General features: G+C 62.4%; 25 protein-coding genes. 9 read left to right on the forward strand and 16 right to left on the reverse strand.

The window, feature by feature from the left end:
- Positions 1–48: 48 nt before the first annotated feature.
- Positions 49–996 (forward strand): EamA family transporter RarD, encoded by a 948-nt coding sequence (gene rarD, locus ABEA12_RS12255; protein WP_210100049.1) that lies wholly within the window; start codon positions 49–51, stop codon positions 994–996.
- Between the two features lie 121 nt (positions 997–1,117).
- Here rarD and gabT read toward each other — a convergent pair whose 3' ends face one another.
- The 3 genes from gabT to ABEA12_RS12270 form a co-directional block, all read right to left on the reverse strand.
- The gene (gabT, locus tag ABEA12_RS12260; protein ID WP_210100048.1) at positions 1,118–2,458 is read right to left on the reverse strand and encodes a 4-aminobutyrate--2-oxoglutarate transaminase; all 1,341 of its coding nucleotides are present in this window, start codon (positions 2,456–2,458) and stop codon (positions 1,118–1,120) included.
- Between the two features lie 296 nt (positions 2,459–2,754).
- A complete protein-coding gene (locus ABEA12_RS12265) occupies positions 2,755–2,892 on the reverse strand; it encodes a methionine/alanine import family NSS transporter small subunit (protein ID WP_210100047.1) in 138 nt (45 codons plus the stop codon).
- Entirely contained in the window at positions 2,889–4,481 is a 1,593-nt protein-coding gene (locus ABEA12_RS12270) for a sodium-dependent transporter (protein WP_210100046.1), read from the reverse strand. The genes ABEA12_RS12265 and ABEA12_RS12270 overlap by 4 nt, the downstream gene beginning before the upstream one ends.
- Before the next feature lie 112 nt (positions 4,482–4,593).
- Between ABEA12_RS12270 and ABEA12_RS12275 the strand changes: the two genes are divergently transcribed.
- Genes ABEA12_RS12275 through ABEA12_RS12285 form a run of 3 tightly spaced genes read left to right on the forward strand, consistent with a single transcriptional unit; the run spans position 4,594 to position 6,961 of the window.
- Positions 4,594–6,000 (forward strand): PucR family transcriptional regulator, encoded by a 1,407-nt coding sequence (locus ABEA12_RS12275; protein ID WP_210100045.1) that lies wholly within the window; start codon positions 4,594–4,596, stop codon positions 5,998–6,000.
- Positions 6,001–6,024: 24 nt separating this feature from the next.
- Entirely contained in the window at positions 6,025–6,459 is a 435-nt protein-coding gene (locus ABEA12_RS12280; protein WP_210100044.1) for a hypothetical protein, read from the forward strand.
- A gap of 10 nt (positions 6,460–6,469) precedes the next feature.
- A complete protein-coding gene (locus ABEA12_RS12285; protein ID WP_210100043.1) occupies positions 6,470–6,961 on the forward strand; it encodes an HIT family protein in 492 nt (163 codons plus the stop codon).
- 46 nt (positions 6,962–7,007) lie between these two features.
- Here the strand turns inward: ABEA12_RS12285 and ABEA12_RS12290 are convergent, their stop codons facing one another.
- Positions 7,008–8,105 (reverse strand): polyprenyl synthetase family protein, encoded by a 1,098-nt coding sequence (locus ABEA12_RS12290; protein ID WP_210100042.1) that lies wholly within the window; start codon positions 8,103–8,105, stop codon positions 7,008–7,010.
- A gap of 187 nt (positions 8,106–8,292) precedes the next feature.
- Positions 8,293–8,991, reverse strand: a complete 699-nt coding sequence (locus ABEA12_RS12295; RefSeq protein WP_210100041.1) for a demethylmenaquinone methyltransferase — start codon at positions 8,989–8,991, stop codon at positions 8,293–8,295.
- A gap of 116 nt (positions 8,992–9,107) precedes the next feature.
- Here ABEA12_RS12295 and ABEA12_RS12300 point away from each other — a divergent pair, with 116 nt between their 5' ends.
- The 4 genes from ABEA12_RS12300 to ABEA12_RS12315 all read left to right on the forward strand — a co-directional run bounded on the left by ABEA12_RS12300 (position 9,108) and on the right by ABEA12_RS12315 (position 13,106).
- On the forward strand, positions 9,108–10,445 hold the full coding sequence (locus ABEA12_RS12300; RefSeq protein ID WP_210100040.1) for an isochorismate synthase: 1,338 nt from the start codon (positions 9,108–9,110) through the stop codon (positions 10,443–10,445).
- A gap of 181 nt (positions 10,446–10,626) precedes the next feature.
- On the forward strand, positions 10,627–11,415 hold the full coding sequence (locus ABEA12_RS12305) for an ABC transporter substrate-binding protein (protein ID WP_210100039.1): 789 nt from the start codon (positions 10,627–10,629) through the stop codon (positions 11,413–11,415).
- 93 nt (positions 11,416–11,508) lie between these two features.
- The gene (locus ABEA12_RS12310) at positions 11,509–12,303 is read left to right on the forward strand and encodes an amino acid ABC transporter permease (protein ID WP_210100038.1); all 795 of its coding nucleotides are present in this window, start codon (positions 11,509–11,511) and stop codon (positions 12,301–12,303) included.
- Between the two features lie 11 nt (positions 12,304–12,314).
- Positions 12,315–13,106: an amino acid ABC transporter ATP-binding protein gene (locus ABEA12_RS12315; RefSeq protein WP_210100037.1), complete on the forward strand. Its 792-nt coding sequence runs from the start codon at positions 12,315–12,317 to the stop codon at positions 13,104–13,106.
- On the opposite strand, the gene menD is transcribed toward ABEA12_RS12315, so the two are convergent.
- The 8 genes from menD to ABEA12_RS12355 all read right to left on the reverse strand — a co-directional run bounded on the left by menD (position 13,103) and on the right by ABEA12_RS12355 (position 21,891).
- Positions 13,103–14,902 carry a 2-succinyl-5-enolpyruvyl-6-hydroxy-3-cyclohexene-1-carboxylic-acid synthase gene (gene menD, locus ABEA12_RS12320; RefSeq protein ID WP_210100036.1) on the reverse strand — a complete coding sequence of 600 codons (1,800 nt, stop codon included), beginning with the start codon at positions 14,900–14,902 and terminating at the stop codon, positions 13,103–13,105. The genes ABEA12_RS12315 and menD overlap by 4 nt on opposite strands.
- A 96-nt stretch (positions 14,903–14,998) precedes the next feature.
- Positions 14,999–17,074: a PhoX family protein gene (locus ABEA12_RS12325; RefSeq protein ID WP_210100035.1), complete on the reverse strand. Its 2,076-nt coding sequence runs from the start codon at positions 17,072–17,074 to the stop codon at positions 14,999–15,001.
- Positions 17,075–17,208: 134 nt separating this feature from the next.
- On the reverse strand, positions 17,209–17,646 hold the full coding sequence (locus ABEA12_RS12330) for a hypothetical protein (RefSeq protein ID WP_210100034.1): 438 nt from the start codon (positions 17,644–17,646) through the stop codon (positions 17,209–17,211).
- A 603-nt stretch (positions 17,647–18,249) separates the two neighbouring features.
- Positions 18,250–18,501 carry a hypothetical protein gene (locus ABEA12_RS12335; protein WP_210100033.1) on the reverse strand — a complete coding sequence of 84 codons (252 nt, stop codon included), beginning with the start codon at positions 18,499–18,501 and terminating at the stop codon, positions 18,250–18,252.
- Between the two features lie 298 nt (positions 18,502–18,799).
- Positions 18,800–19,333 (reverse strand): transposase, encoded by a 534-nt coding sequence (locus ABEA12_RS12340; RefSeq protein ID WP_345468556.1) that lies wholly within the window; start codon positions 19,331–19,333, stop codon positions 18,800–18,802.
- A gap of 233 nt (positions 19,334–19,566) precedes the next feature.
- Complete coding sequence (locus tag ABEA12_RS12345; RefSeq protein ID WP_210100030.1) at positions 19,567–20,565, reverse strand: o-succinylbenzoate synthase; 999 nt, start codon at positions 20,563–20,565, stop codon at positions 19,567–19,569.
- A 52-nt stretch (positions 20,566–20,617) separates the two neighbouring features.
- Entirely contained in the window at positions 20,618–21,304 is a 687-nt protein-coding gene (locus tag ABEA12_RS12350) for an SRPBCC family protein (RefSeq protein WP_210100029.1), read from the reverse strand.
- On the reverse strand, positions 21,301–21,891 hold the full coding sequence (locus ABEA12_RS12355; protein ID WP_210100028.1) for a winged helix-turn-helix domain-containing protein: 591 nt from the start codon (positions 21,889–21,891) through the stop codon (positions 21,301–21,303). The genes ABEA12_RS12350 and ABEA12_RS12355 overlap by 4 nt, the downstream gene beginning before the upstream one ends.
- Before the next feature lie 159 nt (positions 21,892–22,050).
- On the opposite strand from ABEA12_RS12355, the gene ABEA12_RS12360 reads away from it, so the two are divergent.
- A complete protein-coding gene (locus ABEA12_RS12360; RefSeq protein WP_210100027.1) occupies positions 22,051–22,980 on the forward strand; it encodes a phosphatase PAP2 family protein in 930 nt (309 codons plus the stop codon).
- On the opposite strand, the gene ABEA12_RS12365 is transcribed toward ABEA12_RS12360, so the two are convergent.
- The 3 genes from ABEA12_RS12365 to ABEA12_RS12375 form a co-directional block, all read right to left on the reverse strand.
- Positions 22,935–24,134: an MFS transporter gene (locus ABEA12_RS12365; protein ID WP_210100026.1), complete on the reverse strand. Its 1,200-nt coding sequence runs from the start codon at positions 24,132–24,134 to the stop codon at positions 22,935–22,937. The genes ABEA12_RS12360 and ABEA12_RS12365 overlap by 46 nt on opposite strands.
- Before the next feature lie 21 nt (positions 24,135–24,155).
- Positions 24,156–24,989: an MBL fold metallo-hydrolase gene (locus tag ABEA12_RS12370; protein WP_210100025.1), complete on the reverse strand. Its 834-nt coding sequence runs from the start codon at positions 24,987–24,989 to the stop codon at positions 24,156–24,158.
- A 119-nt stretch (positions 24,990–25,108) separates the two neighbouring features.
- On the reverse strand, positions 25,109–25,330 hold the full coding sequence (locus tag ABEA12_RS12375) for a hypothetical protein (protein WP_210100024.1): 222 nt from the start codon (positions 25,328–25,330) through the stop codon (positions 25,109–25,111).
- Positions 25,331–25,678: the final 348 nt, after the last annotated feature.

A 25,678-nucleotide genomic window follows, 5' to 3' on the forward strand; every position in this document is an offset into this window, starting at 1 on the left:
GGGGCTCCCCGAGCAGCAACCACGCACGTACGTACGAGTGAGCAGAATATGACCCAAACGCAGTCCACCACATCCACCAAGGCGAGCGAACCTTCGGCCGAAAGCACTCGTGGCTTGGTCCAGGGGCTGGGCGCCTATGGCCTGTGGGGATTGATGCCACTGTATTTCCTGACCGTCTCCTTGGCCTCCCCGTGGGAAATCGTTGCCAGCCGGATCGTCTTCTCGCTGGTCTTCTGCATGATCCTGCTGAGCCTCACACGGAACTGGAACAGCTTCCTGGCACTGGGCCGGGACCGCAAAGCTGTGGTCCGCCTATCGGTCGCCTCGGTCTTCATCTCGATCAACTGGCTGACATACACCTACGCCGTGCTCAATGGCCACGCGGCGGAAGCCGCACTGGGATACTTCATCAACCCGTTGGTTTCTATTGCGTTGGGCGTGATCTTCCTGAAGGAAAAGTTGCGCACCCTGCAGTGGGTGGCCATTGGTTTCGGACTGGCAGCCGTCATCACCCTCACATTCGCCTATGGAAACGTCCCCTACATCGCACTGACCCTGGCTTTTTCCTTCGGTCTGTACGGCTTCGTGAAGAACCTCGTGGGCCGCACCGCCACGGCGCTGACATCCCTGAGCATGGAAACCGCTATTCTCACGATCCCGGCGCTGGGGTTCCTGGCATGGCTGGTGGCCTCGAACAAGGACACGGTGCTTTCGGCCGGTCCCGGGCACTTCTGGCTGCTGGCCGCCAGCGGCATCATCACCGCGGTGCCGCTGCTGCTCTTTGGGGCCGCTGCGCGTCGCCTGCCCCTGACCACGCTTGGCACCTTGCAGTTCCTGGCCCCCATCCTGCAGTTCATCGTGGCGATGGTCGTCTTCAAGGAGCCCATGCCACCAGAGAGGTTGATCGGCTTTTCGCTGGTCTGGGTCGCGGTCATCATCTTGAGCATCGACATGATCCGCCAGCCGCACAGGATCACTCCCGTCAGGGCCTCCTGACCAGGCCTTCCCCAAGACGGTGTATCCGGTGCCCGGGCACGTTCCGGAAACGGAACGGCGCGCCGGGTTTCCAAGCTGTCAATACAGCTCGGGAACCCGGCCCGCCGTTGCTCGAGGTTGCCTACGCGTTGGCGCGGATGGCCCCTTCGAGCACTTCGAAGGCCTCGGCAAGCAGCTCATCACTGATGACCAGTGGTGGCAGCAGGCGGATGACGTTGCCGTAGGTGCCGCAGGTAAGGATCAGCACCCCGGCCGCCAGGCAGTCAGCGGCGATCTTCTTGGTGACCTCCATGTCCGGTTCCGTGCCGCCGGCCTTGACGATCTCGATGGCAACCATGGCACCGCGGCCACGGATATCGCCAATGATCGAGACCTCGGATTGCATCGTGGACATGCGGAGGAAGAACTGCTCACCGATTTCCCGGGCACGAGCCGAAAGGTCCTGCTCCTGCATGAACTTGATGGTTTCCAGGGCGGCGGCAACGGCAACGGGGTTGCCGCCAAAGGTGCCACCCAGGCCACCGGGGTGGACCGTGTCCAGCAACTCTGCCCGGCCCACGATGCCCGATAGCGGCATGCCACCGGCAATCCCCTTGGCCACGGTGATGATGTCCGGGGTGATTCCTTCGAGGTCCGAAGCGAACCAGGCTCCGGAGCGGCAGAAGCCGGTCTGGACCTCGTCTGCGACGAAGACGATGCCTTGCTCCTTGGCCCACTCGGCGATCCTGGGCAGGAATCCGGCGGCAGGGACGATGAAGCCGCCCTCGCCCTGGATCGGTTCGATGATGATGGCTGCGATCTGGTCGCCGCCAATCTGCTTCTCCATGGCCAGGATGGCACGCTCGGCGGCTTCCTTGCCCGAGATGTTCGGGTTTTCCTCACGGAACGGGTAGCTCATCGGCATGCGGTAGATTTCCGGGGCCAACGGGCCGAATCCGCGCTTGTAGGGCGCGGCCTTGGCTGTCAGGCCCATGGTGAGGTTGGTGCGGCCGTGGTAGGCGTGGTCGAAGGCCACGATGGCCTGGCGTCCCGTGGCCACACGCGCCACCTTGATGGCGTTCTCCACGGCCTCGGAACCCGAGTTGAACAAGACCGCCTTCTTGGCATGGGTCCCCGGGGTGATCTCGGCAAGCTTTTCGGCAAGCTCAACATAACCCTCATAGGGGGTCACCATGAAGCAGGTGTGGGTGAAGCGGGCGGCCTGTGCGGCAATGGCTGCGGCGACTCTTTCATTGGAGGCGCCGACGGAAGTCACGGCAATGCCCGACCCCAAATCGATGATCGAGTTGCCATCGACGTCGACGATCACTGCGCCGTCGGCATCCGCGACGTAGACGGGCAGTGATGAAGCAACGCCCAGGGCCACCGCGTTGGTGCGTCGCTCAGCCAGCTTCACCGATTTGGGTCCGGGAAATGCGCCGTTGATCTGTCGTTTTTGTTCAATGCGATAGGTAATGTTCATGAACTTTCAGTCCTTCCCGGACCTGGCGCTCCCCGATTGCTCCCCGACCGGCTTCCATGGCGGTGGGGGCACGGGTCAACCCGGCGATTTGGTGGTGTGTACTTCCCGGTAGCCTATGCCGCTGCCGCGGGTGGGCGCCAGTGGGATCGGCACAGCCAGCGAGCAAAGCTGCGGTGCAATTGCACAGAGGAATACGCTGCCGTCCCGGGTGGCTTCCCACCCGGGAACGAGGGCGGGCCCGCACCCCGGAAACTATTCCGGGGCACGGGCCCGCCAAGGATTTCGCTACGAAACGTTCAGAGTTCCGGTGCGATCTCCTCCGGGAGGTTTCCCTCGTCTTCGGGGTGCCGGGACAGGTTGACCAAGGCGAGCGCCAGCCCGCCCCAGATGATCAACAGGGAAATGATCAGCATGGTGATGGCGATGGGTGTCATCGTGTTGCCTCCTCGTCTTCAATTTCATGTTCTTCGCGTGCGACGATTTCCGCATATTCCGGATCGTCGACCTTGGACTTGCTGCTCCATGGGATCAGGGTCAGGATGATTGCACCAACCACTAGTGCACCGGCCATTCCCCAACCGAATACGGCCAGGAAGTCCAACGGGTAGCCCTCGTAGGGTTCCTTGATCTTGGCAACAAACTCGTTGTAGAGCATGAAGGCCAGGACCAACGGGGACACGACACCAACGAGGATCATCCAGGTCTTGCGCATCTTGATCGTCGAATACCTGTTCAGGTGAGCGGAAAGCACGGGGAGCTTGCGGAAGACCCATGAAATCAGGACCACGGCGACCAATGCCCCGGCAAGGATGCCGAAACTGTTCACGAAAGCATCGAAGGTGTCCAGCAGTTGCAGGCCGGTCACCGTCGGGAACAGCACGATGGAGATCAGCGAGACCGGGATGCAAACGGCGAGCGAGGACTTGACGCGGTTCCAGCCCGACTTGTCCTGCACCGCGGCCACGATGACCTCGAGGATCGAGATCAACGAGGTGATCCCGGCGAAGACCAACGTGCCAAAGAACAACACGCCTAGCACCGCCCCGAACGGCGCTTCGGAGACGATGGTCGGGAAGGTGATGAATGCCAGCCCGATGCCAGCCCCGGCCACCTCGTCGACAGCGGTTCCGGCGCTCTGGGCCATGAAGCCCAGGGCGGCGAAAACACCGATGCCGGCAAGGATCTCGAACCCCGAGTTGGCGAAGGCCACGACCATGCCCGAACCGGTCAAATCGGTCTTGCGCTTGAGGTAGGAGGAGTAGGTCACCATGATTCCGAAGGCCACCGAGAGGGAGAAGAAGATGTGTCCATAGGCAGCAGCCCATACAAGCGGGTCGCCCAAGGCCTCCCAGTTCGGGGTGAAGAACGCGTTCAATCCATCCATCGCACCGGGCAGGAACAGCGACTGCACCACGAGCAGCACGAACATGACGATCAGCAGCGGCAGGAAAATGCCGTTGGCCCGTGAGATTCCCCTGCGCACGCCCGCAACCATGATCGCGATGATCACGATCCAGACGACAAGCAGTGGCCAGAAAACCGCGGGAACGTAGTCGAAGCTGATCCCCGGGACATCGGCGACCTGCAGGAAGTCCTTGAGCAAGAAGGTCTCGGCGTCATCGCCCCAGGCCTTGGTGACCGAGAACCAGGTGAACATGGCGGCCCACGCGATGATCAGCGCGTAGTAGATGGCGATGATGAAGCAGACCAGCACCTGCCACCAGCCCAGGACCTCCGCGCCGCGGTGCAGTCGGCGGTAGGCAAGCGGGGCGGATCCGCGGAAATTGTGCCCGACGGCGTAGTCGAGGAAAAGCAGCGGGATGCCGGCGCTTAGCAGCGCGGCAAGGTACGGGATAAGGAAGGCGCCGCCACCGTTGTCGTAAGCGATGTAGGGGAAGCGCCAGATGTTCCCCAGGCCGACGGCGGAGCCGATGGCCGAGAGGATGAAGAGTTTCCGAGTAGAAAATGTCTCTCTACTGGCCAGAGTCGGTTTTCCGGCTGGAGCTGAAGATGGAGTGGTCATGCACCCACGTTAACCCAGATGTGACCCCCGCTATAGGAGTTCACGGCCCTCTTCTGCCGTTTCCACCATAAATGACCGTGCGGATGCACAACATATTGGATAGTATTAGTGCATGGCCATCACACTTTCGAAACTACTCGAGTCCCGCTCCCTGGCACTGAGGGCACTTACCGGTATCTGCGGCGCGGGAAACAAACCCATCGAATGGGCGGCCGTCACCGAAATGCGCGATCCCTCCCCCTTTCTCACCGGCGAGGAAATCGTCCTCACCACCGGCGTCCGCCACAACACCATCGCCAACCAGGAAGCGTTCGTGGCAACTGTCCACGGAGCCGGTGCGCTGGCCTTGGGCTATGGCACGGGGCTAAGCCACCGCAGCGTTCCCGCTGCCGTCATCCGCAAGGCCACGGAACTGGGCCTGCCGGTGTTCGAGGTACCGTACGAGACCCCCTTCGTTGCCATCACCAAGCTGATCGCCGACGCACTGAACGACGACCACCTCAAGCGCCTCGAGCAACTCCTTCAAGGCCACCAGCAGCTGGCCTCCACGCTGCTTACCGGTGGTTTGCGCTCCATGCTGCGAGAGCTCTCCCGGATGCTGGGCACCGCGGTGGTGCTGACCCAGTTCGGGGCCCGCGTCCACGGGCCCGAGCTGGGCGAAGAGAACTGGCACAAGGTACCCATCGCCACCGGCCTGAAGGATAAATGCACGCTGTACATTGCCGAGCCCTACGATCACGACGGACTGGTCCACTACGCCCAGGGGCTGATCGGGCTGGAGCTTGCCAACCAGGCCCGGCTACGCGAATCCACACGGCTGGTCGCCGGCCAAGCCTTCTCGGACCTGATGGCCGGCACGCTCAAGGGCGCCGAGGCCGACGCCCGGCTGCTGGGTATCGGGGTTGTTCCCGGCAAGGCCCACTCGGTCGTGCTGGTGGCCGGTTCCCAGGGGCAGGAAAAGGCTCTGCGCACCCTGCCCATTCCACCGCAATTCGAGCACATCGTCTCGGCGATCGTTGAGGATCGGCTGGCCTTGGTCGTGGCACTGAACGACGGCAGTGCTGTTGCCTCAGCCATCGACAGCTATCTCCAAGGTGGGGGAATCAGCGCCAGCGTGGGATTCGGCGGCGGGTACACCCAGCCCAACGGGCTGCGCTGGAGCTTCTTCGAAGCCGTCGAGGCGCTGCGTCACGGCGAACGGATCAACACCCCTTCGAAGCTCTCGCTGACCTCCTTGCTGCTCGCGGCCCGAGATGTCCCGTTGCAGGCACTTGCCCACGAAGCGTTGGATCCGCTGCAGGCGTTCGACAAGAAGCACGCAGCTGAGTTGGTTCTCACCTTGCGCAACTACCTGGAACTCGACGGAAGCGTCGGTGCCGTAGCCGGGGCCCGGGGACTGCACCGGAACACCGTGCGTTACCGATTGCAGCAAATCAGTGAGCTTTCCGGCTATGACCCTACGAAAACCGCCGATCGGGTCCAATTGTGGCTGGCGTTGACCGCCATGGACCTGAACTGAGCCAGTGGCCGATAGTATGGATGCATGGCTGAAATGTTCCTTGAGAAGTTCCGTTCGTTGGTTCCGCAATACCTCGAGGACGAGTGGCAAGTTCAAGACGGGCTGAGCGAGTCCGAGATCGAAGAGGCCCTGTCCGAGGTCGGCTCCCCCATCCCGCTGGTGTTGCACGAGTTCTACCTTGCGCTGGGCGGTTGCGAGGACATGATGGAGGCGTACCACTACTTCTTTGACCCCGACGAACTCGAAGTCGAGGATGGCTACCTCTTGTTCCTTGAGGACGAAGAGGAAAAGTACGTGTGGGGCATCCGCGTCGACCAGCTCGAGGTCCCGGACCCGATTGTCTACCGCCGGCAAAACGCCCGTGCGATCTGGAAAAGCGAGGAAGGAACCTTCAGCGAATACGTCCTGGACATGTTCAGCTGGGTTTTTGACGAGCTTTCCCCCGAACTCACCAACTAACGCATCGCGCATGGGCCAATTGTGGACATCGCATGCGCCACCGGGCTACCGGTGCCCGTTCTGTGAACTGCTACGCGCAGGAGAGCTCTCCGAGGGCAACCTCTGCGTGGCCTCGGACCTGATCTACCGTACCGAGCAGGTTGCCGTCATCATGGCCTGCGACGGGTTCGGCCCCCATGGCGGCCATGCCATGGTCATCCCGGTGGAGCACCATGAGGCCCTCTACGACTTGCCTGATGATGTCGCTTTCCGGATCATGCTCGAGACCAGGCGAATCGCCCTGGCCATGAAGCAGGCATGGAACCCGGAGGGGACCAGCACCCGGCAGCACAACGAACCTGCCGGAAACCAACACGTCTGGCACTACCACCAGCACGTCTTCCCCCGCTTTTCCGGGGACAATCTCTACGGGCGCCTACGCCACCGCGTCTCGATTGAGGAGCGCGCGGAAAAGGCCGCCCAGTTGCGGGCGGCCCTGGCCGAAGCGGATCTCTGGGCTTGAGCCCTGCAAGGTGCCTGGCCTCCCGGCCGTCGTGCGATAGTGCCGTCTAAAGCTCGCGGGTAACCACTGCGTCGGCGAAGGCAACCAGTGCTTCCTTGACGGTTCCCTCCGGCAACGGCGCCAGGGCTTCGATGGCGGAATCTGCCCAGTGCCGGGCCACATCCCAGGCCTGGTTCGTCGCGGGGTTCCCTGCAACGGCTTCCACGGCGCGGGCCAGGTCCTCATCTGCGCTCAAGTCGCCGTCAACCAGCTCCAGCACCGAAGCGGCCGACTCGTCTCCGGCGGCGGCTGCATCGCGCATCAACAGGATCGGCAGCGTCGGAACACCTTCACGAAGATCGGTTCCCGGTGTCTTGCCGGAATGGACCTGCGCCCCGGTGACATCAATGACGTCGTCCGCGACCTGGAACGCGACGCCGACCTTCTCACCGTATGAACGCAGCACCTCGACGTACTGCTCCACCCCGCTGAAGAGTGCGCCGAACGCGCCGGAGGTGGCAATCAGTGACGCGGTCTTGTCGGCGATCACGTTCAGGTGGTGCTCGATCGGATCGTCGCCCTCGCGCGGGCCCACCGATTCGTGCAGCTGTCCCAGGCAAAGCCTTTCAAAGGTGTGCGCCTGGATCGACACTGCCTCGGGGCCCAGTTCGGAACCGAGCACGGAGGCGCGGGCAAAGATCAGGTCACCGGTGAGGATCGCCACCGAATTGCCCCAGACCTCGTGGGCCGTCGGTGCCCCGCGGCGCAACGGCGCCGAATCCATGACGTCGTCGTGGTAGAGCGTGGCCAAGTGGGTCAACTCCACGATGGCAGCGGCCTTGATGACTTCCTTGGTCACCCCGTTGCCCAGCAGCGAGGTGAGGATCACCAGCAATGGTCGGATGCGCTTGCCCCCGGCCTCGATCAGGTGGCGGCTGGTGGCATCGATGAGCGGATCGGAATTGGCGATGGCATCGCGCAAGAGCTTCTCGACCTTCGCCAGTCCGGTGGCGATGGCAGGGCCGAACTCGGGGTCCAGGGCGATCTTGCCGAAGCCACCGGGAAGGTTGACCGCGGCTGCCAGCACGCTGGTTTCCGGGTTCAAATCAAGGGAGTCATGCACACCGTGTCCGGCAGCTGTCCAGTTGGTCTGGGAATCAGTCACTGTTCTAAGACTTACAATCTCTCGACGGTCGGTTCCAGCCGCGGCACGTTGGCCGATTCTGGTTGCTGGCGGGATGTTACCAGCTGCTCAAGTACTTGGTTCACTCTATCGCCATTCGGCGTGCGAGCCGCCTTTGTGCCCGGAACATGGCAGGTCGGAGACCCGGCGCCCCGGACGAATACCACTTCTAGGCCAACGGCTTGGTGGCCCGGTGGACGGCCACGATGCCTCCGGAGAGGTTGCGGTAGCGGCACGATTCCCAACCGGCTTCCTCGATCCACGCGGCCAGCCTGTCCTGATTGGGCCAGGCACGGATGGATTCGGCGAGGTAAACGTACGCGGTGGGGTTCGAGGAGAGCTTCTTGGCCACCGGCGGCAGCGCGCGCATCAGGTATTCGGTGTACACGGTGCGGAACGGGGCAAAAGCGGGGTGGGAGAACTCGGCGATGACCAGTGTCCCGCCGGGCTTGGTGACGCGCAGCATCTCTGCCAGCGCCTGCTTGGGATCGGTGACGTTGCGCAGTCCGTAGCTGATGGTGGAGGCATCGAAACTGTTATCGGCGAAGGGGAGGTTGGTAGCATCCCCGGCAACGAAGTCGATGTCCGGGCGGCGGCGCTTGCCGACCTTGAGCATGCCCTGGGAGAAATCGCACGCCACGACGCCGATACCGGCGTCCGCATAGGGTTCCGATGAAGTGCCGGTTCCGGCGGCCAGGTCAAGGACCCGTTGGCCACGCTTGGCACCCACCGCGTCGACGACGATCTTTCTCCAGCGCCGGGTCTGGCCCAGCGAAAGGACGTCATTCATCACGTCGTAACGCGCGGCAACATCATCAAACATGGCTTGGACTTCTTCGGGGCGCTTTTCCAGCGATGCACGGCTCACCTTCCCATTGTCGCAAAGTTCGGCGGCAAGGAGAAAACGTCCGGGTTGCGCAGTACCAGTGAGCGGCACCACTGGAGCGCCCACCCCATGTTTCCCGGCGGTAAGCTGGGCAGATCATGACTTCCCAACTTTCCGACGCCGTGGGCGCCCAGGCCGCGGGTGCTATCCCGCAGCTGCGTTCAATCACCATCCAGCGACCGGCCATGAGCGAGCACGGGCTGCTCGATTACCTCACCCGCGACGATTCCCTGGTGTGGTCGCGCCACGGTCAGGGAACCATCGGTTTTGGCCAGGTTGCCAGGTTTGACGCCTCGGGTCCCGAGCGCTTTGCCTTGGCCCACGCGTGGTGGGATGCCCTTGCCGAAGCCGCCGATGTCCAGGATCCACTAAAGGCCCCCGGTACGGGCCTGATCGCCTACGGCGCCTTCGCATTCTCCTTCAGCAGCACCTATTCCTCCCGACTCATCGTTCCCAGGATCGTGGTTGGCCGCAACGAGAACGCCAGCTGGATCACTTACACGGTCGCGGAGCCCGATGTCGTGTTGAGCGCGGATGCAGCCGAGGCGGAACTTGCCTCTTTGTTGGACGGGTACTCCCCGGAGCGCGAATTGGGCGTGGGCACCGACAAGCTGGTCGACGGCCAGATATCCGAGACGGACTACAAGGATGCCGTGCGCAAGGGCATCTCGATCATCGATTCCGGGGCCGTGACCAAACTCGTGCTGGCCCGGGATGCCGTTGCCGAACTCGGCACCCCGATCGCCGTCGCGCAGGTTTTGCGTCAACTCGCTCTTCGCTACAACGACTGCTGGACGTATTCGGTGGACGGGCTGATCGGTGCCACACCGGAAATGCTGGTCCGGGTACGCGGGGACGTGGCCGAGGCCCGGGTCCTGGCCGGGACACTGGACCGGGAAACGGCGCCGCGCGGAGATTCGCGCTATGCGCACCGCATGCTGCTCGAGGACGAGAAGCAACGTCACGAACACCAGCTGGCCATCGACTCGCTCACCGACCAACTCGGGCCGCTGGCTTCTGGCATGGAAGCACCCGAGGAGCCATTCGTCCTGGAACTGCCCAACGTCTGGCATCTGGCATCGGATGTGAAGGCGTCCCTGGCTGCCCGCGCCGACGGTTCGGTACCCAGCGTGCTGGACCTGGTCGAGGTCTTCCACCCCACCGCCGCGGTGTGCGGCACACCCACCAAGGAAGCCGGTCGGATCCTGCGCGAGCTTGAAGGCATGGACCGCGGACCCTATGCCGGGCCCGTCGGCTGGATAGATACGCGAGGCAACGGTGAGTTTGGCATTGCCCTGCGTGGTGGCGTGATCGAGTCCCCAACCTCCGTCAGGCTCTACGCCGGCTGCGGGATCGTTGCCGCGTCCGAGCCGGCGGCCGAGCTCGCCGAATCGTGGGCGAAGATGCGCCCCATGCGCGAGGCCCTGGGAATTTAGCTGTTTCGGTCTCCCAGCTGGGAAGACCCCGCCAGAGTACAACAATTGCACAACGAGCCTTGTTTACCCACAGAAAAAGAATGTAGCCTGTGAGGCATATCTCAAAAGGTCTGCAACTTCCGGTTAGAATGAATTTCAACGCAAACCTTGCGAGCGATCACCTAGAGAAGGATCACACTCCATGCGGATTTCATCCACCGTGCTCAAGTCCTTGGCCGTTGCGGCTGTAGGCACACTCGCACTCACCTCCTGTGGCGGCAGCGACGCCCCCGCCGCGTCGGAGGACCCCAACGCGGTCAAGCTCATCAACGACGGTAAGTTCACGGTCTGCTCGGACATTCCGTACGAGCCCTTCGAATTCGTCAAGGACGGCAAGAACGTCGGCTTCGACATGGATATCGCCGCCGAAATCTCCAAGGACCTGGACGCGGAGCTCACCGTGGTCGTGGCGAGCTTCGATTCGATTCAGTCGGGCCTTTTCAAGACCCAGTGCGACGCGGCGATTTCCTCGGTTTCCATTACCGATGAGCGCAAGGGAAACATGGATTTCTCCACCCCTTACATGGATGACGATCTGACCTTGGTTGCCAAGGAAGGCTCGGGCATCACCGATGTCGAATCCGCAAAGGGCAAGAAGGTCGGTGTACAGCAGGCGACCACCGGATCCAAGTTCGCTAAGGAAAACGGTTTGGTCCCGGTGGAGTACGACACCGGCAACGACCAGGTCATGTCACTGAAGAGCGGCCAGACCGTGGCTTCGTTGGGCAACCAGTCAATCCTGGGCTACGCCATCAAGAACGAACCAACGCTCAAGCGCGTCGAGGACTTCAAGTCTGGCGAGCAGCTCGGCGTTGCCGTGGCCAAGGGAAACACCGCCCTGCTGGAAAAGGTCAACGGAACCCTCAAGCGCATCACCGATGACGGCACATTGAAGAAGTTCTCGGACACCTGGTTTGGCGCCATCGAGTAATCACTTCAGCATAATTTGATGCAAGTATTCAGGTGAGGCCTGGCTCCCGATCGGAACCGGGCCTCACCCAATTTTAGGGAAGGCTTAGAACTCATGGCCATGACACCACGTCGCCGAGCTCGCATAAGCAGAATCGTTCAGATTGTCATTTTCGTCGGTGCCATTGCCGCGTTTTTGCTCACTGCCAACTGGAGTGTCATCAATGCGACGTTCTTCAACTTCGAAAAGCTCGGGCCGATGTTCCCCGGGCTCATCACCGTTGGCCTGAAGAACACCCTGTACTACACGGTCCTGTCGTTCGCTTTCGGCTTGACCCTCGGGCTGATCCTGGCGCTGATGAAAACGGCAAGTTTCGGACCATACCGTTGGCTGGCCACCGGATTCATCGAGTTCTTCCGCGGCGTTCCCGCCATCCTGGTGCTCATCACCTTCGGTTTCGGCGTCCCCACCGCGTTCCCCGGGGTGCTCTGGCCGCAGCCGGTGACCGTCATGGTGGCCCTGGGGCTCGTGTCCTCGGCATACATCGCCGAAACCCTGCGTGCCGGCCTGCAGGCCGTCCCGGTGGGACAGGTCGAAGCAGCACGCTCACTGGGCATGCCGGCGTGGCGCGCCATGATCACCATCGTGATCCCGCAGGCCTTCAAGATCGTGCTGCCGCCGTTGACCAACGAGGTCATCTTGCTCACCAAGGATTCCTCACTCGCATTCATCCTTGGGGCCATGGCCACGCAGTTCGAACTGACCAAGTTCGGCCGCGACGGCGTGATCAGCCTCGGGGCCGGAATCACCCCGCTGATCGTGGCCGGCGCATTCTACCTCGTCATCACCATTCCGTTGAGCTTGGTCGCTCGCAAGTTTGAATCGCGCACGGCGCGGACGAATCGATAGGCAGAAGAGTCATGAACGAGAATACGAACCACACCACAGCCTTCAAGGCTGCCGGAGTCTCCATCGTCGGGCTGCACAAGTCCTATGGCGACAACGAGGTGCTCAAGGGCATCGACCTCGAGGTAAAACCCGGCGAGGTGGTCTGCTTGATCGGTCCCTCGGGCTCGGGCAAGTCGACGCTGCTTCGGTGCGTCAACCTCTTGGAACAGCCCAATGCCGGAGTCATCCACGTGGGTGGTTTTGAAACCACCGATCTAGACGTGGACCTGGACAAGATGCGCCAAAAGGTCGGAATGGTCTTCCAGCAATTCAACCTGTTCCCGCACCTGACCGTCACCCAAAACTGCACCATTGCGCAGACCAAGGTGCTCAAGCGGCCGGCGGCGCAAGCGCGTGAAGTGGCCCAGAAGAACCTCACACGCGTCGGCCTTGAAGACTTCGGCGATCGCTTTCCGGACCAGCTTTCCGGTGGGCAGCAGCAACGCGTGGCCATTGCCCGGGCGCTGTCCATGGACCCGACGCTGATGCTCTTTGACGAGCCAACCTCGGCGCTTGACCCGGAAACCGTTGGCGAGGTCCTTGCCATCATGCGCTCGTTGGCCAAAGCCGGCATGACCATGCTGGTGGTCACCCACGAGATGTCCTTCGCCAAGGAGGTCGCGGACCGCGTGATCTTCATGGACGGTGGAGTCGTCGTCGAAGAGGGCCCCGCCAAGGAGATCATCGGCAATCCCCAACAGCCACGCACCCAGGACTTCCTCAGGCGCGTGCTTGATCCCACGCACGTGGACATCACCGACTAGGCACGGGCTTTCCCGGCGGCGAAGGGCGGTTTCCATCCCGGGATGGAAACCGCCCTTCGTTCGTTAGCTGTCTTTGAAAAACCTGCGGCGTTCTCGATCTCGGAACCCTCCGGCCAGCCCAGTTCGTTGACGAGCCCAGCGATTTCACTATGCATGGCACGCAGGCCCGCACGTGGCACAGCCACCTCGATAATCCGCCTGGTACCAGGAACCTGCAGGGCGGACCTGAGTCCATCGAGGGTCTCCACCCTCCGGTGTTCCCAGCCGTAGGCAGCGGCCAATGGCGCGATGTCCACGTGGTGGGGCGTGCCGAAGAGCCGTTCGACAGCGCTCCCGTACCTTCCGGATTCCTCAACAGCACCATGTTCAAGGGTGCAGAAGATGGCACCGCCGGCATCGTTGAGCACCACTATGTCCATTTCGGGCTCGCGTTCGCCCTCCCCGATGAGCAGGGAACCCACATCGTGAAGGAACGTCACGTCTCCCACCAAAAGCGTGGTCTTGCTGCCTGCACGTGCTTGGGCAATGCCCGTGGCCGTGGCCACGGTGCCATCGATTCCGGCCAACCCGCGATTGGCGTAAACCGTTGCACCGGGTTGGCCCGCTGGCTGTCCGCAGAGATCGGCATCGCGGATCACATTGGAGGATCCAAGGACCAGGTTCCCGTGGGCTTGCGCCCATACCTCCTTGGCCACCAACGGGCCATTGAGTCCTCCGTGATTGGTGATGGCTTCTTCGATGACTCTCCGGGCATGTGTCCCCAGGCGCCGCCACTGCCCCAGCCAGTTCTCGGGCGGGGTTCCGGCGAATTCCACCAATGCTGCCGGATCGCTGATGGGTTCTTCGCCTCTGCAGCCGGGTTTGAACCATGGGGCGGGTACCGGTGCCCATAGCGCCGACTTGATGTTGGCATTGGCCAGCAGCAATGCCACGGGTCGGCTCAAGGTTGGCCGGCCGAATAGAACCACACGTTCAATGCGGGCCATGTGCTTGGAAAGCAATGTCCGGTACGGACCGATGGCGTTGGGCCCGTATCGCGCGTTGGAGCTCGGTTCCGCGAAGAGCGGCAGCCCCGACGCCCGGGCAAAGTCCTCTGCTTCCGGACCTGCATCATGTCCGGCAACCACGACGGTTCGATATTCGGAGAGTGCTTCGTAGTTCCTCCATCCCGGATCCGTGCGTGATTCGCGCGATGCCGGCGGAGAGGAGACGTTGGCGCCGAAGTTCGGCAGTTTATCATCGGTTCCGGGAACCAGCGGGTCCCGGAACGCTACGTTGATCTGCACCGGGCCGGGGGCCACTTCATTGGATCCGTTCGCCGATTTCAATGCATCGGTGACTAGGGGGCCCGGGTTGGTTCCCGCAGGGATGTCGACGCTGCCACGAACGTGAACTCCGAACAGGCCGATTTGGTTGGTTGTCTGGTTGGCCCCGGTTCCATGCAATTCGCTGGGCCTGTCGGCCGATAGCACCAGCAGTCTTGCTCCAACGTGGTTGGCTTCCATGACCGCTGGTAGCAGCTCCCCCACCGCGGTGCCCGAGGTGGTGACCACGGGTACCGGAGCGCCACTGGCCAGGCTCAGACCAAGTGCGGTGAACCCGGCACCGCGCTCGTCGATGCGCACGTGCAGGCGGATCGCTCCGGTCGCTTCGGCCTCGGCCAGTGCGTACGCCAACGGCGCGCTGCGCGAGCCGGGGCATATCACCACCTCACGCACCCCCTGGAGCTGCAGGGCAGCCAGCAGCAGGCGGGCAACATCCATGGAGGAGATTTCGGTAGTGGAATCAGGTGGCATGTCTTCCATCCTAATTCCGCTCCGGAGAAGAACGGTTTCGCGGCTACCCCTGGACAGCCGCTGGCGCGTCGGCGCAAGCTAGGTCGTGGGCCGCCATCACTTCCTGGACCCACGTCCCTTGGTATCGGTGAAGACCTGGACCACCGATGGCCGTGGCCCATATACCTCGCCGCGCTTGGTTTTTCCTGCCGTCTTTACGTAGTCGGGAAAGAAGGATATCGGCTCGTTGAACGTGCCGCCTTCTCCGGGGTGCTGGACCGACACGAATACCGAGCCGTCGCGATCGTGGACCAGGGGCCCGCATGTCTCGGCGCCCGCCGGGACGGCCAGGAACTGCTCGACCTTTCCTCGCTCCTCTCCATTCAGCGTCACCTTGTGCAGCGCGTCGCAGTACCCGATGGTGCCGGGCTGGCCGTCGGTGGAGATCCAGAGGTTTCCCTTGGAATCGAAAGCAAGGTTGTCCGGGCAGGAGATGGGTGAGACCTTTTCCTTGGGGTACCCCGAGAAGTAGGTGCTCTTATCCGTGGCGGGATCCCCGGCGACAAGCAGGATGTTCCACGAGAATTCGGTGGCCGTCGCGTCGTTGTTTCGTTCGGTCAGTTCGATGACGTGGCCGTCGCGGTTGCGGGTTCGCGGGTTCGCCTCGTCCACGCTGGCCTTGCCCGCGGTGTTTCGTTGCGTGTTGTTGGTCAGGGCGATGTAGAGCTTGCCAGTCACCGGGCTCGGCTCCACATCCTCCGGCCGGTCCATTTTGGTGGCGCCGGCCTTGTCACCGGCCAAGCGCGTGTAGATAAGCACCTCCTCCACACTCATGCCCTGGATCATGGAGGCTCCGTCTTTCACCAGCGGCAGCCATGTCCCGGTACCGTCAAACGAACCGTCGGCAGGTACCGCGGCCGAACCGTCGATCTCGGGGGCCGGGGAGTTTCCCGAGAACCTGGCGACGTAGAGGTCTCCCGCCGAGAGCAGTGTCATGTTGTGCCTGCGGTCCCCGCGACGGTACTTCTTGGCGGAAACGAACTTGTAGACGTAGTCGAATCGCTCGTCATCCCCCGAGTAGGCAACCACGCGCTTGTCATCGGCAATCCGGACGTTGGCGCCCTCATGCTTGAAACGACCCAGCGCAGTGTGCTTCACCGGAACCGAGTCGGGATTCTGCGGATCGATCTCCACGATCCAGCCGAAACGGTTGGCCTCGTTCTTGTACCCCGGGTTGCGCGCGGAGAACCGCGCATCCACATCCTCCCAGCCGCGCTCGGTCGCTTCATCGGCAATACCGTAGCGGGCATCGGTTGCGGACCCGGTGCCGCGGAAGTATTGGTTGAAGTTCTCCTCGCCCGAGAGCACTGTTCCCCAGGGCGTGGTTCCTCCGGCGCAGTTGTTCAAGGTGCCAAGCACCTTGCGCCCGGTGGGATCGGAAGTGGTCTGCAGCAACGCGGATCCTGCGGCGGGGCCATCAATGGCAAATACCGTGGTGGCTGTGATCCGACGGTTGCGCTCTCCTCCGCGGATGTAGGACCACGGCCCACCGCTCTTTGCGCGCTTGACCTCGACCACGGAAAACCCGTGCGCGGCCATGGCGATCCTCGCGGCCTCCGCCTTGTTCGCCTCGAACCACTGCGGGTCGAACATCAAATCCTCGTTGGTGTACTCGTGGTTGGCCACCAGCACGCCCGAGCGCCCCGAGTACTTGTCCACGATGACGTTCAGGTAGTCGTTGTTGTAACCGAACTGCCCTGCTTGGCGCTTGGCGCTCTGCTTGGCGATGTTGAACTTCGGTGCGTGGTTGAACAGCGGGTCCCCCCAGCGGATGATCGGGGCCCAGTCGTAGCCTTCGGGGACCGTCATCGCATCACGGTTCCGCGGTACCGGGGCGATGGCGGTAAAACGCAGCTTGCTTCCACCGTTGGGGGCGATGATGGTGTCCGCATGGGCCACCGGTGCGGAGCGGGTGTCCACGCCAATGACCAAGGCCGCTGAAGCGGCCGCGCCGATTCCCAAAATGCTTCGACGGCTTAGTGCGGTGTCGGCGATGTCGCGGAAGTAGGTGTTCGTGCTGGTGTTGCACACGTCCTTGGCACAGGCGTTCCCGCACTTGAAGTGACAGGTGGCCGCATCGCGGTTTCCCCGGGTGTGTCCGAGCATGGGCAGGAAGGTGCGGGTGAGGCTCATTGTTTTCTCCGTGCAACGCTGGTGGATGTTTGGCTTCGATCCCAGCGTTGCAGCCACCGGTGAGCATCTGGAGGCTACAGGGTTAACGGCCGGCTAACACGCGGTGACCATCCTGCCAGACAGGGAGAGCCTGATTAGTGGAGTCCATTTACGTGGGCACGCGGGGTATCCGCCCACACCGAGCCGTCGTAGGAAGTGACGCGGACCAGCTTCAAGCTGTGGTCTTCCCAGCCAGCTTTGCCCATCATGTCGAAGGCGAGAGAACTGAGGTACTTCTCTTCCCAGTTGTTGCTCGATACCCTAACCACCAGAACCCCCTCTTCGGGCGAAGACCAGGAGTCAATGTTTCTGTGCGGAGTGCCTTCCAGGAAGCCTGCGAAGCTCGCAGCTCCGTAGCCGTTTAGGAAGTGGTTGATCTGGGTGTCCGCCCAGGCTTGCGAGAGGTCCTCAGCCGAGGCTTCTTTAATCGCCGTCTCTACAGCGGGTGGGCTGTAGATCTGGGGTAGGGAACTCTCAGACACGCATCCGGTGAGCGCCAGGACCAGCAGGGCGACGGTAGCTACTTTCTTCATGATTCCTCCAAGGAGTTTAGGTTGAGTCTATGCAGGTGGGACCGAGGTTGTCCCAATGGTGTCCCACTGGGACAAGTGCGGGACGGGTCTAAGGTACTCACGGGGAGGGATCTAAGGATCTTGAACGGAACGCCCAGGTGCAGGCTTGCTTGGCCCCCATTGCCGCCGTGCTGAAAATGACCTGCCCCGTATAGGTCAACACCAATAGCCGACCCCCGAAACGAGGGCCAGCGAAGGTATGTCATGGCTAGAGGCTGATCAAAACGTCGAGTCACGGTTGCCGCCAGTTCGGCTTGATTCTTTGCCTGGACTCACTGGGTTACGACGGGTGAGTGGAAACGACGCGAGCCAGGGACCCGGAAACGGGCACAGGGGAAATCGTTGTGTCCGCATCCCAACCCCCGCAAACGGGCACACGGGCACACGGTCACACGGAAGATGTGCCCGTTGGGGAGTGGTGAGGTCCAGAAGAGGCCAGTGAAGAGGGTGGGGAGGGCGCAGGCGAGTAGGGCGTGCCGATGCAGGACGCGTAGAACACCCGTTGCATGGTCACTTGGATAGCGCGCTTCGTGCAGTGGCCTCGACTTCACGCGTCACGATGCCCTACGCATCGAACAGCGCTGACGGCGGGAGGTCCACATCAGTGGCGGCGACGAGCAGGTCGGTGTATGTTGTGTCCGGGGTGGTGAGTTCGGGGCGCTTTCGCAGGAATCCAACGGCGGAGGCCTTCACAGGCGCGGCGGGTGCGGGCTCGATGACAACAAGATTGTCAGAGCTACGTGGGGTTGCCGTGGGGGGTCCGTCGATGACGACGGGGGCCGAATCGGGTGAAATGTGCGGAGATTTCCGGGGCATCGGCCACGGTGCCAGTCTCGCCGTATGGAAATACCTTCACGTGCGTGCCGGGTGTGAAGGTATGGTTGCTCACGTAATCACTCCTGTAAGCGGTTATCATGGCCCAGGGTTTTTCCGCACCGCCGGGGCACTTATCTATTAGAGAATATTTGGCTCTCCTGAGGTAAATGTGGGTGCCGTCATTTCTGGTATGGGAGCCGAGTGGTGACCGGTCCGCAGGCGAGCATGATTACTGCCAAGGCAGCCTCCGGCCAATGGAACCCGTAGGAACGTCGGGTCATGGATCTGGTCTTGTTGTTCAGGCCCTCATGCTTGCCATTCGAGTGACCGCTTGGTATATGCCCTCCATATGCCCGCGTATAGTCGCTGCGGCCTCCATGAACGGGGCCAAGGCACTGGCGGTCGCGGCATCGCACCAGTGGCTGATCATGCCCATGACATCCTCGTGATCCAGGTCCCCGGCGAAGACTTCCCGCAGGGATTCTTTCAGTAGGTAGGCTTCCCAAAGTTCTCCTTTGTCGGCGCGCATACGTTTCAGGGTGGCATGCTGGGCATCGTTGAGCTTTCTGGGGTTTTTCAGCAGTGCCCAGGGGTTCCCCTTGTACCTCTTGGCGAAGGATTTATCGGGTAGTTCCCGGGTCTTTTGCCAGAAGGCACGACGGACGGTTTCCAGGGCGTTGGAGGCCAGCTGGACACAGTGGAACGGGTCAATGCAGATGGCGGCCTTCGGCGCGTTGGCCTTCACGGATTTGATGAACGCAGCTCCGAGGTCCATGCTGACCGCCTCGATGTTTTTGGGTGTTTTCGAGGCCGATTTCCTTGAAGAATTTATTCAGGGCAGCGGCGTTTTTGTTCTTACCCCGGGGATTTACGCCACCTGATCAACAGGCCCGTGCATGCTTCGGCCAAGGGCCACTTCCGGGTAGGACAGGTCCTACGGATTGCCCCAAGCCGTCCTTGGGCATTGGATGCAGGAGGCCACAGGGGCTTCCATCACCCATTGCCCTGGAGGTGGCTCATGGTTCCCTGCACAGTGAGTAAGCCATGGGATCCACCCCTCGGGTCCTAGCCCATTTTCCGCAGCAATTCGCGGTGGCATTCAGCCAGGCGTCGGTGCCACCAAGATCGGCGCTCGGCACTGACGGCATGGCTGCGCAGCAGGGAAGGGTCGGGAGTGATCGCTCGTAATTGAAGCTCTCCACCCACCGCGAGGAACCGGTCCGTGGTGATGTCAGAGGAAAAGAGGGAGCCCGTGGCAAGCCCGCACGCGTAGGGCAACGCGGGTAGTGCTGCCGCCAGTGCGGCGCCTTGGCGCAGGCCTATGGAGGTGTCCAGAGCCGAGGACACCACGGCCGGCAAACCAGCGTCGCGAACGATCTCCAGAGCCCGGCGCACCCCGCCCAAGGGCTGCGCCTTGATTACGATCAAGTCAGCGGCCTGCGCACGCGCGACAGCCAGTGGGTCCGACTCCTTGCGCACAGACTCGTCCGCGGCGATCAGCACCCCGAGGCCGCGCCGTGCCACTTCCTGCCGAACCCGTGCCAGCCCGTCGATGCCGTCAACCGGCTGCTCGGCGTATTGCAGCCGGTATTCCGCCAAGGCTTCAAGCCCGGCCATGGCCTCGTCGTGGTTCCACCCGGCGTTGGCGTCGATGCGGATGGCGGCCTCAGGGAACAGCCGGCGCACCTCAGCCACCCGGGCCACGTCCTGGGCAAGGTCCTGGCCTTGTTCCGCGACCTTGACCTTGATCGTGTGGGCAGCGTCGTAGGACGACAGGATCCCGGCAACTCTCCCGGGGTCGACAGCCGGCAGCGTTGCGTTGACGGGCACGGAAGTGCGTACCGGGTCGGGGTATCCCTCCCAGGAAGCTTCAATGGCCGCACGCAACCAAGCGGCGGCCTCTGCAGGACCGTATTCGAGGAACGGGGAGAATTCGCCCCAGCCGGCGGGCCCTTCGAGAAGCAACGCCTCGCGATGGCGCACTGCACGGAATTGGACGTTCATGGGCAAGGTGACTACATGTGAGGCGTCGATGAGCTCGGCAAGATCGGGCAGTTGGTTCATGGTTTCCAGCCTATCGGTGCCGGCAGCGGCCACTGGCACGTGCGTGCGGCGCTCAGCCCGGGAACGCGGCATCAATGGCTGCCTGCCACAGCGCGGTGTTCGTCTGCGCATCGGCTCCGGCACCGAAGTCGTGAATGGAAACCCCGAGGGGAGCACCGAAGACGTTGCGGCCAAAGATCCGCACCAACGCGTCCTGTGTACGCAGTCCGACGAAGTTCTCGTTGCGGAAGTCCACGGTGATCCGGCTGCTCCCGCGTCCGGGCAGCTCAAGGTCCAACACCGAGCCTTCCACTTCGTCGTTGATCCCCAGCGCCGAGAGCCAGGTTGCAAGAGCATCCGGGGCCGTCGAGGCGCCGGGCCCTTGGATGTCACTGAAAGCCACCGGTTTCCCGTCGAAATGGCGCAGGTACTGCCCCAGGGTGTGCAGGTAGAACACCGTGTGCTTCGAGGCCCCGTCGTACTGGTTGTTCCAGTCCTCGACGAATATCCCTGAGTGGACATAGCGCATTGCGGTCCCGTTCCCTTGCGGGGAAAGTACATGTTCGACTTGGTTGAACCAGCCCTCGGGCCCGTCCATGCGGGTCACCAGGTGCGTGGGGTACTCATCAACGACGCGCACGGCCGGCCATTGGTCGGTGGGGAACATCCAGCCGGCCGTGGCCGTGGTGACGGCTTCCCAAATGCGTTCCGGGGTGCTGTCGATCTTTAGTTCTTCGACAATCTCAAATTCCTTGCTCATGGCGTGCCTTCCTTCAGCGTGGGGTGCATGGCTACGACCAGGCGATGGGCACGGCCGGAGACGGCATTCTTGTCGTGGTATTTTGCTCCAAGCTCGGCAACGGCGAGTCCGAGGTCACGGCTGAACGCTGCACGTTCGTGGGCGTTGGCGAATACCAGATCTGCATCGATGGAAAAGGTCCCGAACGTCCTGCCTGTCTTGCGCGCGCCGAGGATCAGGGAACCTACTTCCCGCATCGTCCGTGCGGCCAAGGCGAGCAGCCAGGTCGCGGAGAATTCGCTCTTCATGGATTCGGGTGCCGGGCTTAGCGCCGCAATGCTCGTGGGCGAAATCATGTAGGAGGCTGCCGTCGCCTGCATGAGTCTCTCGGTCATGATTCCCTTGCGCCGCAGCTCCACTTCGGTCACAAGTCCGAGTCCGGCCATCTGGTTGAGGTGGTAGGTGATTTTCTGACGAGGGATCTCCAGCCTGTTCGCCAACATGCTTGCCGAGGCAGGCTCGTGGAGTTCGAGCAGCAGGCGCTGGCGCATGGGGTCCAACGCTGCTGCGGCAGCGCGCGGATCTTCAATCACTTCGAGGTCCAACATGGCCCAAGCATCCTATTGACAAATTTATTTGTCAATAGGTGGTTTAGGTCCTCGGGCCTTGCCGGATCGATCCCGCACCCCTGCCATGGAGCGAGGAACTAGTAGGAGAAGGGCCACGTTCAAGGCACCTCACCGGCATTGTGTGGAATCCTATTGTCAATGAGCTTTTCCTCCAAGCAATCGCCAAGCCGCGCCCCGGGCCGATCCCTCGTACCTTGGTATGCGGCACTTGTGTTCTTGGCTGCCCTCTTTTGGGCCTGCTACAGGTTTTTCATTCACACCAAGCTCGGGCAGTGGATCGATGAGGCGGCTCTTCTGGGCGGGGAAACGTTCCTGAAGGCAGACAAGACCCGAGGTCCTGCCCTGGCTTTCTTGGACTACATGCCAGTCGTATCGGCGTTGCTGGCCGGCGTATTTATCCTCATCGCCGTACTGCGCAGGCGCGACGTGCTGCAACCAGCTGTGGCCGGGGCGCTTTTGCTCGGTGCCACCGGGTCCACCCAGTTGTTCAAGCACGTCGTGTTGGATCGACCCGACTTAAACATTTCCGGGGCCTCGATGAACTCGTTCCCCTCGGGGCACACGACCTTTGCCGCGGCGGCGATGGCCGCAATCTTCATCGTCGTACCCGTGGCGAAACGGCCTCTGGTGGCCCTGCTGGGCTGGTTGTACGCCGCCATCGCCGGGGCATCGACCTTGGTGCTCAGCTGGCACCGCCCCAGCGATGTGATTGGCGCCTACTTGGTCGTTGCCTGGTGGAGCGTGCTGGCCGGGCTGTTTCTGCGACATGCACACGGCAACGACCCTGACCGGGCTGGGACGGCTTCGGGCCCCCGCCCCGTGTCGCAGATGCTCCTGCGGTTCTTGGCAGCCACAGGTGCCTTGGCAGCGGCCGGGGCCCTGGCCTTGGCGGCAGTAATGCCGCACCCGACGATCGGGACCCTGCAGAAGGCACCCTTGCTGGTGTTCCTGGCCGTGGGCCTGGTCCTGATTATTGGCATGGCCATGGCAACCGGTTTGGTCGTCTACGAACTGTTTTCCCGTTATGGGGCACCCATTCGCCGGCGGTTGGTTCGGGGAATGAAGTAGCCAAAGAGCCCTGCACCCAGCAGTGAGATCCCGCTGATCATCCATACCCCGGCGCCCAGGGTTGCCACGGCAACAAGGGTCGCAAGCAACACCGGTCCTGCCATCGACCCGGTGTCCGAAAGCAGCCTCCACAATCCCAGGAACTTGGGACGGCCCGCCACCGGGGAATAGTCGGCGCCCAGCGTCATCACGATGCCCGAACCGATGCCGTTGCCGAATCCCAGCAGCATTGCCACCGCCAGCATCGTGGCGAAACCGTGGGTCAACGGCAACAGGAACAAGGCCACGGACATCACGGCCATGCACGGCACCGCCACCCAGACCCGGCCCCGGGTGTCCATGACCTTGCCCGCGGGATAGAAGATGAGCATGTCGATGGCGCCCGAGAACCCGTAGATCAGCGAAATGGTCGCCGCGTCCAGCCCGATGTTCTCGCCCCACAGGGGAAGGACGACCTGGCGGGTGGAGCGGACCGCAGAAATGCACACGATGCCCAACCCGATCCCGAGAAGGATCCTCCACTGGTCCTTGGCAATGCTCCACATCGAGCCCCCTGCACGATTCTGGCCGGCCTCCACGGGTGCTCGGGCCGTCAGGTCCGGGATCCATAGGCACACCACCATCGATACCGCCATCGCCACCATGCCCACCCAGTAGGCTCCCGCGATACCCAGCCAGTTCATGGCCAAGGTGGCGGCAAAGGGTCCGATGAACACCCCGATGCGCATGACCCCGCCGAGGCTCGACATCGCCCGGGCCCTGAATTGCAGCGGGACGGCCTCTGCCAGGTAGGTCTGCCTGGCCAGGTTGAAGACGGCGCCGGCCATGCCCAACATGGTGACACCCACGGCAAACAGGCCGAGGTTCGAGGGGATGATACCCAGGACCATCCCCAGCGATGCCCATCCGGCAGCTGCCACCATGGCGATGCGTTCACCGAACCTCGTGGTCAGCACGGCAGCGGGAATATTCGAGATCAGCGAACCTACACCGACCAAGGTGACGACAAGAGCGGCGGTCGCCACCGAGGCTCCGCGGCCCAGCGCGGAAAGGGCGATGATCGGGGTCACTGCGCCCAGCCCCAAGCCGTAGAGCAGGGAGGGTGAGTACACTTTCACGGCCATCGTGCGCAGGCTGAAAGGTTGCTCGCTCATGTTTTCATCCTACGCAACCGGCTACGGCATGCCTTGGCGCAGCCTTTGCAGGAAGATGGCTGATTGTTCGGCCCCGTAGGGAAGCTGACCAAGCTGGTCCGCCGTCGCATCGAAGCTCCCGCTTGGCCATGAGTCCACGAATCCTTGGCCGCAGGCGATCGCCGCACGCATTTCACGATGTTGACGGCAGATGAAGTCCCTGTCGACCACGTTCCCGTGGCCTGGCACCACCATGTCATCTTCGGCGCATTCCTGTTCGAGCCGTCCCAACAGCTCGGCCCATCGGTATGGGTCCGCATCCTCGAAGTTGGGTGGCCCGCCTTGTTCGACCAGGTCACCGGTGAACAAGACCCGGCCGCGGCGCACGAGCAGGTCTCCTGGGGTGTGGCCCGGCCCCAGGCCAAAGGCCTCGACGCTGAGGTTTCCCAGGTCAATGGTGATGCCTGCTCCCGACACGATTTCCTGCGGGACGACGAGGTTCGTGAACTCGCCTTGGCCCAACGCCATTTCGGGTTCCAGAAAGCGCACTAGTTCGCGTTCGGCATGGCCGTGGACTCGAAGGTGCTCCGTTGCCTCCGCACTGGCGTAGAAGTCCTCCACGCCCCGGGCTGCGAAATAGGCATTCCCGAAAACATGGTCTCCGTGGGCGTGGGTGTTGATAACAAGCAGTGGCAGGTCGGTGATCCCTCGGATGGCCCTATACAGGCCGGCTGCTTCCCGGGGACCCGAGCCGGTGTCGATCACTGCTGCTCGTTCCGTTCCCACCACCAAACCCGTGTTCATGGAGAATCCATGGTTGACCAGTCGCCAGCAACGCTGGCCCAGTTCTTCCACGACGGGGATCGAGGGTTGCATCAGGTGCTCCACCTCTCCCCTTGTCCCGCTACCGGCTTGTCCACAAGAACATTCTGCATGAAGCGGCCATCCCTCGGGGCCAGCCTCGCTGGGTTCAGGGCAGGTGGGGCAGAACGGTGTCAGACGGAAGTGATCTTGATCTTGCCGAAGGGCACTGTCTCATCCACGTATGCCTGCTCGGAGTGGCCGCTGAGTCCGCGGATGTGCACACCGTATAGTCCCTCGACGATGGACTCGCGGAAGATCGGCATGATCGATTCCACGTGGAGCTCGTCCTTGCCTTCAAGGTACTGCGCGTATTCAACAGGTAGTTTGTCCATGCCCTCAGGATAGATCGACAAGCCTGCTGGCCATAGGGGCGAGAGGGTACTTCCAAAAGTCTCCCTCTCCTTACCCAGGGATGCTCGCAGTCCGCCCCGGCTCAAGTGCGCTTCAAGCCTCCGAGGTCTCCAGGCGCTCGGGCCCGTGTTGTCCTGCCAATCCTGGCCGCCACTGACAGATCTGCTGCCCTGCAGCCAATCAGACTCCTCATCAGGCCCCCAACCACGCAGATGAAGCCGCACACGCCATATTATCCACCCATGGTTTTCAGCAGAAACTGGCGTCTATGCGTGGGCATTCGTCACATCTGGTACCACCAAGATGCTCAGTTCAATCCGTTCCACGAAAGAACGTTCACTGGGACAGCG

The organism is Paeniglutamicibacter antarcticus (assembly GCF_039544305.1).
GTDB classification, from domain to species: domain Bacteria; phylum Actinomycetota; class Actinomycetes; order Actinomycetales; family Micrococcaceae; genus Paeniglutamicibacter; species Paeniglutamicibacter antarcticus_C.

Bases quoted from the DNA above. Each gene is read 5' to 3' on its own strand.
- ABEA12_RS12315 (WP_210100037.1), top strand. From the start codon at position 12,315: ATGAACGAGAATACGAACCACACCACAGCCTTCAAGGCTGCCGGAGTC.
- ABEA12_RS12310 (WP_210100038.1), top strand. From the start codon at position 11,509: ATGGCCATGACACCACGTCGCCGAGCTCGCATAAGCAGAATCGTTCAG.
- ABEA12_RS12360 (WP_210100027.1), top strand. From the start codon at position 22,051: ATGAGCTTTTCCTCCAAGCAATCGCCAAGCCGCGCCCCGGGCCGATCC.
- ABEA12_RS12335 (WP_210100033.1), bottom strand. From the start codon at position 18,501: ATGCCCCGGAAATCTCCGCACATTTCACCCGATTCGGCCCCCGTCGTC.
- ABEA12_RS12305 (WP_210100039.1), top strand. From the start codon at position 10,627: ATGCGGATTTCATCCACCGTGCTCAAGTCCTTGGCCGTTGCGGCTGTA.
- menD (WP_210100036.1), bottom strand. From the start codon at position 14,902: ATGCCACCTGATTCCACTACCGAAATCTCCTCCATGGATGTTGCCCGC.
- ABEA12_RS12275 (WP_210100045.1), top strand. From the start codon at position 4,594: ATGGCCATCACACTTTCGAAACTACTCGAGTCCCGCTCCCTGGCACTG.
- rarD (WP_210100049.1), top strand. From the start codon at position 49: ATGACCCAAACGCAGTCCACCACATCCACCAAGGCGAGCGAACCTTCG.
- ABEA12_RS12330 (WP_210100034.1), bottom strand. From the start codon at position 17,646: ATGAAGAAAGTAGCTACCGTCGCCCTGCTGGTCCTGGCGCTCACCGGA.
- ABEA12_RS12355 (WP_210100028.1), bottom strand. From the start codon at position 21,891: ATGTTGGACCTCGAAGTGATTGAAGATCCGCGCGCTGCCGCAGCAGCG.
- ABEA12_RS12300 (WP_210100040.1), top strand. From the start codon at position 9,108: ATGACTTCCCAACTTTCCGACGCCGTGGGCGCCCAGGCCGCGGGTGCT.
- ABEA12_RS12285 (WP_210100043.1), top strand. From the start codon at position 6,470: ATGGGCCAATTGTGGACATCGCATGCGCCACCGGGCTACCGGTGCCCG.
- ABEA12_RS12265 (WP_210100047.1), bottom strand. From the start codon at position 2,892: ATGACACCCATCGCCATCACCATGCTGATCATTTCCCTGTTGATCATC.
- ABEA12_RS12280 (WP_210100044.1), top strand. From the start codon at position 6,025: ATGGCTGAAATGTTCCTTGAGAAGTTCCGTTCGTTGGTTCCGCAATAC.
- ABEA12_RS12370 (WP_210100025.1), bottom strand. From the start codon at position 24,989: ATGCAACCCTCGATCCCCGTCGTGGAAGAACTGGGCCAGCGTTGCTGG.
- ABEA12_RS12350 (WP_210100029.1), bottom strand. From the start codon at position 21,304: ATGAGCAAGGAATTTGAGATTGTCGAAGAACTAAAGATCGACAGCACC.
- ABEA12_RS12325 (WP_210100035.1), bottom strand. From the start codon at position 17,074: ATGAGCCTCACCCGCACCTTCCTGCCCATGCTCGGACACACCCGGGGA.
- ABEA12_RS12270 (WP_210100046.1), bottom strand. From the start codon at position 4,481: ATGACCACTCCATCTTCAGCTCCAGCCGGAAAACCGACTCTGGCCAGT.
- ABEA12_RS12365 (WP_210100026.1), bottom strand. From the start codon at position 24,134: ATGAGCGAGCAACCTTTCAGCCTGCGCACGATGGCCGTGAAAGTGTAC.
- ABEA12_RS12345 (WP_210100030.1), bottom strand. From the start codon at position 20,565: ATGAACCAACTGCCCGATCTTGCCGAGCTCATCGACGCCTCACATGTA.
- gabT (WP_210100048.1), bottom strand. From the start codon at position 2,458: ATGAACATTACCTATCGCATTGAACAAAAACGACAGATCAACGGCGCA.